This window comes from Ruminococcus sp. (genome assembly GCF_019417665.1).
Lineage (GTDB): Bacteria > Bacillota > Clostridia > Oscillospirales > Ruminococcaceae > Ruminococcus_C.
Genome location: NZ_DXUU01000089.1, coordinates 1 through 4,375, shown reverse-complemented (window position 1 = coordinate 4,375; position 4,375 = coordinate 1). Strand labels below are relative to the sequence as shown.

3 protein-coding genes are annotated in these 4,375 nt (G+C 48.4%); all 3 read left to right on the top strand.

All coding sequences use genetic code 11. The annotated features are described in order from the left end of the window. Positions 1–155 precede the first annotated feature (155 nt). The gene (dcm, locus tag QZ375_RS13385) at positions 156–1,499 is read left to right on the top strand and encodes a DNA (cytosine-5-)-methyltransferase (RefSeq protein WP_365729190.1); all 1,344 of its coding nucleotides are present in this window, start codon (positions 156–158) and stop codon (positions 1,497–1,499) included. After that, the gene (locus tag QZ375_RS13380; RefSeq protein WP_295219752.1) at positions 1,496–2,455 is read left to right on the top strand and encodes an amidoligase family protein; all 960 of its coding nucleotides are present in this window, start codon (positions 1,496–1,498) and stop codon (positions 2,453–2,455) included. The genes dcm and QZ375_RS13380 overlap by 4 nt, the downstream gene beginning before the upstream one ends. 85 nt (positions 2,456–2,540) lie before the next feature. Next, positions 2,541–4,375 (top strand): prealbumin-like fold domain-containing protein (locus QZ375_RS13375; protein ID WP_365729187.1); only part of this gene is annotated, 1,835 nt, incomplete at its 3' end.

The following is a 4,375-nucleotide window of genomic DNA, read 5'->3' as shown; positions in this document are numbered from 1 at the left end:
CTGAAGCAGATGAAGAGCCGACAGAGCCAGAAAACGAAGAGCCAGCGGAAGCAGAGCCAACAGAACTGGAAACCGAAGAAGCAGAAGAATCTGAGCCAGAGGAAGCGGAATCAGAAGAATAGACATCACAAAACAGAAACCAAGAGACGGAAACGGTGCAGAGAAATCTGCACTGTTTTTTTCACAGCGAAGGGAGGCTGATAGCCGGAACAATTCGATTTTTTGACCTGTTCAGTGGAATCGGAGGATTCCGAGAAGGACTGCACAGGGCAGGGGGCTTCACCTGTGTCGGACACTGTGAAGCAGATGCATATGCAGACCACAACTACCGGGTGCTGTTTGATACGGAAGGAGAGTGGTTCTGCAATGACGCAAGAAATATTGAAACAGAACGAATGCCGGACTTTGATCTTTTATGTGCGGGATTTCCTTGCCAGGCATTCTCAATCGCTGGACGAAGGGAAGGATTTGCCGATGCAAGAGGAACCCTTTTCTTTGAAGTTGCCAGACTGGTTGCAGACAAACGACCTGCGTATTTTCTCCTTGAAAACGTACCCGGTCTGCTTTCGCATGACAAAGGGCGGACGTTTCACACCATCCTCAGTACGCTATCTGAACTGGGGTATCATGTCGAATGGAAGGTGCTTAACAGCAAGGATTTCGGAGTCCCACAGTCAAGGAAACGGGTGTATATTGTCGGATATCTTGATGGAAGATGTGCCGGAAAAATATTACCTTTCCCAAAAGCAAATGGAACAGCTCTTATACAAGTCCATGCTGGCAAACAGGGAGAAAGAGTCTACGCAGAAGAAGGACTGAGCTGCACGCTGACCAGCGGGGCTGGTGGTATGGGCGGCAAGACCGGATTATACGAAGTCGGTATCCCAATCAAGGAAAACACCCGAAAAGGATACAAGATGGCCTACGAGGGGGACAGCATCGATCTCGGATATCCGGGAATCAACAGCCGCAGGGGAAGAGTCGGGCATGAGATCGCCCATACCCTGACGACCGGAAACCAGCAGGGAACACTGCATTTTGTAGATATCTCCCCTCCGCCGCTGGTGACAGACGTTGCAAGATGTCTGAATACCAGACAGGATTCCAGCATCCATAACCACAGGGGCGAAAGCTCCGGGGTGCTGGTGGAAGAAACGCCAAGGGCAGTGCTGACACCAGCCAGGGAAAAAGTCCGCCAGAATGGAAGAAGAATGAAAGAACCGGAAGAGCCAATGTTCACCATTACGGCAACTGACCGTCATGGAGTGATTTACCACGGCAGAATCCGCAGGCTGACGCCAAGGGAGTGTCTGCGGCTGCAGGGATATCGGGATGGTCAGATTTCCAAGATGGAAAAAGAAACATCGGATAACCAGCTTTACAAGCAGGCCGGTAATGGTGTCACTGTCAATGTCATTGAAGCAATAGGCAGAAATTTGAAAGCAGTAGATGAAGAGATCCAAAGCGGCTCACCTGTTCCAGAAGCGAAGGGTGGGTGAAGCAGATCGACCTAAAAGACCAGTATTTTGGTACAGAGATTGAGATGACAGGTATCAGCCGCTATGATGCGGCTGTTGCGATTGGAAGAATGTTCGGAACAGAGCCATATCATATCCGTTCTTACGATTCCTGGTGTGTAAAAGATTTAGATGGAAAAACGTGGAAATTTTCAAGGGACAGCAGTATCGACTGTGAAAGGCTGGCAAATGGTACTGTAATAGATGCCGATGGAGATTATTCGACAGAAATGGTATCCCCGAAATTGGAATATTCGGAAATGGGGAAACTCCAGGAAGTGGTGCGGTGTGTCAAAAACGCAGGTGCTTTTGTCAATTCATCCTGTGGCATGCATGTCCATGTGGACGCATCCAACCATACACCAAGGAGTCTGAAAAATGCACTGACGATCATGTACTGCAAAGAGGATATTCTGTTCAAAGCCTTGAATGTACAGACCAGAAGACAGGATGAGTACTGCCAGAAAGTCCGTCCTATGGTATTGGAGAAGATCCGCAGGATGCCCAACAGCACCATTACAATGGAAAAATTCAAAAGGGCATGGTATGAGGGAAATGACGGAAGTTCCGAGCATTACAACTGGACAAGGTATTATGCATTAAACCTACACGCTGTTTTTTCAAAGGGAACACTGGAATGGCGCTGTTTTGAAAGCACCCTCCATGCAGGAAAAGTCCGGTCGAATATCACACTGGCACTTGCCATATCCGCACAGGCGATCAACCAATCTTGTACCCATGCAAAAAAGACGGAGATCGGGGATAACCCGGCATTTACGTTCCGCACCTTTCTGCTCCGCCTCGGATTGATCGGGGACGAATACAAAAATGTGCGGAAGCATCTGCTTGCCAATCTGGACGGGGATAAGGCATGGCGGTATGACAAAAGTACCTATGCCTGTCTGCAGAATCCAAGACGGACAGATGATGCGAGATAACAGAATAATGAGAACAGACAGGCCGGGTGGAAACATCCGGCTGTTCTTATGCAAAATGAAGAAAAAGAAGAAAGAGGTAGAAAACATGAAGAGTAAATATCGATTCAGGCGAATCCTTTCAGGGGTGATGGCGGCAGTCACCATCTTATCCACGGTCATTTCACCGCTGACGGTGTATGCTTCGGAAGAGCCGAAAGCGGCGGAACCGCCAGCGTATGAATCCGTAAAGGATCAGCTGGATGAAAATGAAGTGGTAAAAGCCACCGATCTGGAGCTGGAAGTCGGACAGGACTTTGATGTTTCCACGGATTTTACAAATTTGGAAATCAAGGACGAAAGCAAAGTCAAAGTGACATTCCAGAAAGCAGAGAATGACGCCGGGGAGAACTTCAGCACCAGCCATGCAGACACTTACCATGCCGTTTATTATGTGGAGCCAGTCAACCAGAACCACCCGGTTTATCAGATTGGGAGAAACCTGATCGTAAAAGAGCCTGTGACAGCAGCTCAGAGTGAACCGCAGACAGAACAGGCAGTTACCGAAGAGGATACAGGTTCTGATGATGAGGAAGCTGCCTCGCAGGAAGAAACTGAGACAGTGCCTGTAGAGACAGAAATTGTTGAGCCGGAGACAGCTGAATCTGAAACAGAAGAACCGGAAGAAACAGAACCCGAATTTCAGGACGGACTTTCCGAATCCGAGTTTGATGCTGCATTAGAGGAATCCGAAACGGAAAATACAACCGATGAAGAATCCGGGCTGACACTCAGCGATGTTCTGGAGCAGGCAGGGGAACAGGATATTGACCTGATGGCAATGGAAGATGGGGAAACCGTTTCATTCACCGCAGTCAATACCAGTACAAGAGCAACACAGGACGTAGATGTGACAAGAGGGGCTGCATACTATTATGCAGACTACGGTCTGGGTTCCTATGTAACTTATAAATATACCGTAAAATTTGGAAACGTGTCTGCAACTGCCTACTGTGTGCAGCCGTCAAAAGCAGGACCTGGGGATGGTGTTTATAAGATCACCAAACTGGGTGACAGCAAAGCACTGGCAAAAGTATGCTACTACGGCACAAAAGCATCCGGCGAAAATGGATTTTTCTCAGAGAAACATCCTGATTTTTCCGCTGGAAAACAGTTTATCATTGTCCATCTGGCTGCGTCTTATGCCAATAACAGTAGTGACGCTTTTTCCGGTACGAATGCAACCGGACAGGCTCTGGCAATGGAACTCTACAATTATTGCATGAGCCAGCCGGAGATACCGGAAGTGGACATGAGTTTCTCCAATGCAAATGTTACCGCATATATCAGCGGCAACAGCCAGAGAACAGAAGAGATCACCTTCAAGGCATCCGAACTGCAGACCATCACCATGAAGCTGCCGTCCGGTGTCAAACTGCATAATGTGACAACGGGAAAAACAAGCAGTGCAGGTGCATCCGTGGAGATCTGCGGCGGTACCAAATTCTACTTATCTGCACCGCTGACACAGGCAGTGGATGTCAAAGGGGAATGGTCTGTTACCATGAAGGGAAGCATCATCAAAGACTATTCCGCTTACAAGATCACAACCGGAAGCGAGACACAGGACCTTGCCCTGGTATTTGGCGAGGGCGTGACCGATGAGAAGTATGTAGATTTTAAAGTGTCATGGGTAAAACAGGCAACTCTGGAGATCGTAAAGAAGGACCGCAAGAGCAACAAAGCCATCGCAGGTGCAGTTTATGGCGTTTACAGTGACAAGGATGGAAAGAACCTGATCACAAAGATGCCGGCCACAGATGCCAACGGAGCTTCCAGCGTTACGATCACCAAAACACAGGATACCGTATACCTGAAAGAAATCTCCGTACCAAACGGATATCTGCTGGATACCAAAGCCTACGATGTGAAACTGGTCATCGG